5 protein-coding genes and 1 pseudogene are annotated in these 5,416 nt (G+C 38.7%); 5 read left to right on the forward strand and 1 reads right to left on the reverse strand.

The annotated features are described in order from the left end of the window. Positions 1-351: 351 nt before the first annotated feature. The 4 genes from FTT75_RS15310 to FTT75_RS15325 all read left to right on the forward strand — a co-directional run bounded on the left by FTT75_RS15310 (position 352) and on the right by FTT75_RS15325 (position 3,864). Complete coding sequence (locus FTT75_RS15310; RefSeq protein WP_159138861.1) at positions 352-1,335, forward strand: putative oxygenase MesX; 984 nt, start codon at positions 352-354, stop codon at positions 1,333-1,335. 50 nt (positions 1,336-1,385) lie between these two features. Continuing rightward, positions 1,386-2,429, forward strand: coding sequence for a methionine synthase (locus FTT75_RS15315; protein ID WP_004733166.1), 1,044 nt, complete (start codon positions 1,386-1,388; stop codon positions 2,427-2,429). 98 nt (positions 2,430-2,527) lie between these two features. Further along, positions 2,528-3,022 carry a flavin reductase gene (locus FTT75_RS15320; RefSeq protein WP_005093807.1) on the forward strand — a complete coding sequence of 165 codons (495 nt, stop codon included), beginning with the start codon at positions 2,528-2,530 and terminating at the stop codon, positions 3,020-3,022. Between the two features lie 41 nt (positions 3,023-3,063). Further along, a complete protein-coding gene (locus FTT75_RS15325; RefSeq protein WP_005093808.1) occupies positions 3,064-3,864 on the forward strand; it encodes a sulfite exporter TauE/SafE family protein in 801 nt (266 codons plus the stop codon). 40 nt (positions 3,865-3,904) lie between these two features. Here the strand turns inward: FTT75_RS15325 and FTT75_RS15330 are convergent, their stop codons facing one another. Then, on the reverse strand, positions 3,905-4,330 hold the full coding sequence (locus FTT75_RS15330; protein ID WP_180101535.1) for a LysR substrate-binding domain-containing protein: 426 nt from the start codon (positions 4,328-4,330) through the stop codon (positions 3,905-3,907). Between the two features lie 548 nt (positions 4,331-4,878). Here FTT75_RS15330 and FTT75_RS15335 point away from each other — a divergent pair. Next, a pseudogene (locus tag FTT75_RS15335) lies at positions 4,879-5,416 on the forward strand (IS3 family transposase); the annotation flags it as partial.

A 5,416-nucleotide genomic window follows, 5' to 3' on the forward strand; every position in this document is an offset into this window, starting at 1 on the left:
TGGATAATCTTTTTCAGATTCAATTAGTAATTGAACCGCTCTTTCTCTGATTTCAGGGGTATAGTTTGGTTTTTTCATCGGAATAGTCTCTCAGAATATTGACTCTCCGACAAACCCGGTACGGTTCTATCTTTGGTAGAGTTGCAAAAAACATTACCAATTTCAGATAAAGATTTTAGATAGCCGCTTAGCTTACTGAATAACTAAAAATCCTCAGCATCTTTAATTTATTAAGATGAGTATTTCTCATCTTAAGCTGAATTTATATCGTTTTACTCACTTTCTTATTCACGTTTAAATATAGCCATTCAGAAATTTAACTTTTTATAAAATTTTTAGGTGGCAATCTCCATGAGTACAGCATTTGAGTGTTCAATTAAACGTATCCGTTTTGATGAGAATTATACACCAGCAGAAAACACACGTTTAACCACAAACTTTGCCAATTTGGCACGTGGGGAAAGCCGTGAAGAAAACTTGCGTCGTACCCTTGCGATGATCAACAACCGTTTTAATAGCTTGGCAACCGTTGATAACCCGAAAGGTGATCGCTATTCACTTGAGATTGACATTATTTCTGCGGAAATTGATATTGAAGGTAATGGTCAAACTTTCCCATTTATTGAAACACTTAAAAGTGTTGTGATTGACCATCAAACAGGTGAGCGTATTGAAGGCATGATCGGCAATAGCTTCTCATCTTATGTGCGTGATTACGACTTCAGCGTGGTATTGCCACAATTGGGTTGTGGTGTAGGTGAAAAACCTGAAGATTTTGGCAATCTACATGGCAAGCTTTATCAACATTTAGTCAATTCAGATGTATTTAAAGCAGAATTTAAAAAACAACCTGTCATTTGCTTAAGCGTTTCAACCTCTAAAACGTATTTCCGTACAGCCAACGTACATCCTATTTTGGGTGTGGAATACAAAAATGATGAATATTCACGTACCGATGAATATTTTGCCAAAATGGGTTTACGTGTACGCTACTTTAAACCAGAAGGTGGTAATGCACCATTAGCATTCTATTTCGCTGGCGATTTAGTCCGTGATTATACTGATTTTGAATTGATCAGTGCTATTGCGACCATGGAAAGTTTCCAACGGATCTATCGTCCTGAAATTTACAACACCAACTCTCCTGCAGGTGTGGTGTATCAACCAAGTCTAAGCTATGGCGATTATTCACTTACACGTGTGGTCTATGACCGTGTGGAACGTGGTGAGCTTGCAGTTAAACAAGGTAAATGGACGGAAGAAAACTTCATTAAGCCTTATCAAGACATTTTAAATGAATGGGCTGCAAATTTCGAAGTCGAAACAGCTGCTTAATCCATTAAATTGATAAACAGATTTACGAATTTAGACAAAGAAGATTAGACATGGCGCTTACACAACCGAAACTTTTACTCCCAACTTCAACTGCGGGTAGCTTGCCAAAACCGTCTTGGTTAGCTGAACCTGAAAAATTATGGTCTGCATGGAAGCTTGAAGGCGAAGAATTATTAGAAGCTAAACGTGATGCTTTGAAATTATCATTACATGAGCAAGTCACTGCAGGTATCGATATCGTGAGTGATGGTGAGCAAACCCGTCAGCACTTTGTAACCACGTTTATTGAACATCTTGAAGGTGTAGATTTCGAAAAGCGTGAAACCATGCGTATTCGTAATCGTTATGATGCAAGTGTACCTTCAGTTGTGGGTGAAGTTTCTCGTAAAAAAGCAGTGTTTGTAGACGATGCGAAATTTTTACGCAGCCAAACCAGTCAGCCAATTAAATGGGCGTTGCCTGGTCCAATGACCATGATTGATACACTTTTTGACGGACACTACAAGAGCCGTGAAAAACTGGCTTGGGAATTTGCCAAAATTTTGAACCAAGAAGCTTTAGAACTTGAAGCAGCAGGCGTAGACATTATCCAATTTGATGAACCTGCGTTTAACGTATTCTTTGATGAAGTGAATGACTGGGGTGTACCAACCTTAGAACGTGCACTTGAAGGTCTAAAATGTGAAACTGCAGTTCATATTTGCTATGGTTACGGCATTAAAGCCAATACAGATTGGAAACAAACTTTAGGTAATGAATGGCGTCAATACGAAGAGTCATTCCCGAAACTACAACAATCTAAGCTCGATATTATTTCACTTGAATGCCAAAACTCACGTGTACCAATGGATTTGATTGAATTGATCCGTGGTAAGAAAGTGATGGTGGGTGCCATTGATGTAGCAACTAGCAAAGTTGAAACTGCAGAAGAAGTGGCGAATACCTTACGTAAAGCACTTCAATTTGTTGATGCAGATAAACTCTATCCTTCAACCAACTGTGGTATGACACCACTTTCTCGCCAAGTTGCACGTGGCAAGCTTGAGGCTTTAAGCGCAGGTGCTGCCATTGTTCGTAAAGAGCTAGAAGCTTAATCAAACGTAGTCTCGTGCGAAGCAGGGGCAAATTATTGCAAGATGATTTGTTCTACTTAAAGCACGAGCACGTGATATGTACATTTGAGATGAAAGAGATGATTGAAGCAACAGACTTTAGAAATGCAATGTCTTTACTCACCACAGCAGTGAATGTTATTACGACTGCGAGTAAAGCAGGTATGCATGGATTTACTGCATCTGCCGTATGTAGCGTGACGGATACACCGCCAACGTTATTGGTCTGTATGAATCAATCCTCCCGTTCACATGCCCATTTTGTTGAAAATAAAGTCTTGGCTGTAAACGTACTAAGTACTCAGCATGAACAGCTTTCAAATGCTTTTGCTTCAAGTAAATTCAGTTCTGAAGAGCGTTTCAACTTAGGTGAGTGGAGTGCGTTGGAAACTGGTTCACCTATTTTGCAAGATGCCTTGGTCAGTTTTGACTGTGAAATTCAGGACATTCAGCAAGTGGGTACACACAGTATTTTCATGTGTCGTGTGCTTCAAGTTCAACAAAGCGATCAAGAAGAAAGCCTGGTGTATTTTAACCGTGCTTATCATCAAGTGGGTCAGTTGGAACACGCTTAATTCAACGCCTTAATCCTTTCATTTTTTAAAGTTAGTCTATTGTGGAACTTATAACCTTTTTAGTCATCGGTGCTTTTGCTGGTTTTGCAGCAGGGCTGTTTGGTGTCGGCGGTGGTACGATTATTGTGCCACTGCTTTTTATTGTCTTTACTCAAATGGGTTATGACCCCGATGTGGTTATGCACCTCGCATTAGGCACATCTTTAGCAACCATTGTTGTTACTTCGATTAGCTCATTGATGGCGCATCATAAAAATGGGGCTGTGATTTGGTCGGTATTTAAAAATCTAGCACCACCCATGGCGATTGGTTGCTTTTTTGGGGCGGGTATTGCAGGTTTGATATCAGGATTACATCTACAAATCATTGTTGGCTTATTTCTGATTTGGGTTGCCTATACCATGTTTACAGGTGCCAAAAAAGTAATTGATCCAACGAAAACTTTACCTTCATCAGGTCAACAAATTGCTGCTGGTAGTGTGATTGGAGTTGCATCAGCAATCTTTGGGATTGGTGGCGGTAGCCTGACGGTTCCGTACCTGAATCGCTATGGTGTGGTCATGCAGAAGGCGGTTGGAACATCTGCGGCATGTGGACTCCCCATTGCTGTTGCTGGTGCATTAGGTTTTATTATTTTTGGTATAAATGCTGAGATTAATGTACCTAATACCATTGGTTATGTGCATATTTATGCATTTATTGGCATTAGCATCATGAGTTTCATTACGGCTAAGTTTGGTGCGAAGGCGGCACATGCTTTATCACCAGCAATGTTAAAGAAATGCTTTGCAGTTTTATTGGTCATTGTAGCAAGCTTCTTCCTTGTGAAGGGATTAATTTAATATTGGACTTCGCATAAGAGATTTTATGCTAAATGTAATTTTAAAGACTTATTTCATGACTATATTTATTTACTAAATTTAACCAGGCTTTTGTTGCATGAGAGATCTCTAATCCTTTATGCCAAGCCATATGTAATTGCCAGGTCATATCATCACTATTGAAGTATATTTTTTTTAAGTTACTAAATTTTCTACAGTAAATTTCTGGAAGAATAGCTATGCCCATATTTGCCTCTACCATTTTTACTATGAAATCCCATTGGCTACTTTTACAGACAATATTAGGTTCAAATCCTGCTTTTTGAGCTTCACTTAATATGATGGGGGTTAAACTGAAATCATCTGTATAAAATATAAAATTCTCATTTTTTAAATCATCAAAATTAATTTTCTCGTATTTCGTTAAATGTGAATCTTGTTTTGCTAATAAGCATAAAGGGGAATTTAATATTTTTATTGAGTACAGATCACTAGACCTCTTGCGAAAGTCGTTATTACAAGTTCATTCGGTTTACCAGTGCAGCGATTAAGTTAGCCACTGATGTATCTGGCTGCTGGCATTGCTGAATAAGTTGATGTTTAAATTCAGCCGTGAAGGTTCGACGGGGCTTTTTTAGCATTGGTGTGCTGTCTATAACTGTCTTTAAATCCATAAATAGGTGTCCACTTAAAGTTTAGTGGACACTATCGTGGTATTCATGAGTGAGGAAAAGTGGGGCTCAGCGGATGCTTACTTTCATCTTGAGAGAGTTGGGTGTATTTCTTCATTGCGTGCTTTCCAATTGCGAGTTGAAAAAGTCTAATGATTCTACGAATACACCTAACTTTTTCACCTAACTACAAATGTGTCGCACTTGTGATTTGAATCCGCTATTTTCAAAATCTGTCTTTCAGCTCGTTATGCAACAAAGCCGAACCGAATTAAAAATAGGAATGTGAGAGATGGATCCGGAAATTTGAACAACTCCTATAAGTGATACTCTGCTCCTCAAATGATGTTATAAACATCAATATATGGAGTATTTTATGGCACGTAGACCAAGAAGAAATCATTCAAACGACTTTAAGGCTAAGGTAGCACTTGCTGCGATCAAAGCAGAAAAAACACTTGCTGAATTGAGTTCTGAGTTTGATGTTCATCAAAACCAAATTATTGACTGGAAAAATCAATTGATCTCAGCTTCCTCACAAGCTTTCGATCAATCAAAAGCTCCATCAGAACCTCCCATTGATCTTAAAAAGTTACATGCAAAAATCGGTGAGCAGGCATTAGAAATTGATTTTTTAGAAGGTGTGTTGAAGAAACTGGGCCGCTTCAACCACAAAAGTTAATCGATCACTCACTTCAGATTTCAGTATCTAAACAAGCTAAGTTACTGAAAGTCTCTCGTGGTTGTTATTATTATCGCCCAAAACCTGTTAGCTCATCAGATCTGAAGCTGATGCGATGTATTGATGAATTACATATGCAATATCCTTTTGCAGGCAGTCGTATGATGCGTGATTTGTTGAATCGTCAAGGGCATCATATAGGACGACGTCATACACGTAC

This window comes from Acinetobacter sp. YH01008 (genome assembly GCF_013420435.1).
Lineage (GTDB): Bacteria > Pseudomonadota > Gammaproteobacteria > Pseudomonadales > Moraxellaceae > Acinetobacter > Acinetobacter pseudolwoffii.

Coding starts and splice junctions, on each gene's coding strand:
- FTT75_RS15310 (WP_159138861.1), top strand. CDS start 352: ATGAGTACAGCATTTGAGTGTTCAATTAAACGTATCCGTTTTGATGAG.
- FTT75_RS15315 (WP_004733166.1), top strand. CDS start 1,386: ATGGCGCTTACACAACCGAAACTTTTACTCCCAACTTCAACTGCGGGT.
- FTT75_RS15320 (WP_005093807.1), top strand. CDS start 2,528: ATGATTGAAGCAACAGACTTTAGAAATGCAATGTCTTTACTCACCACA.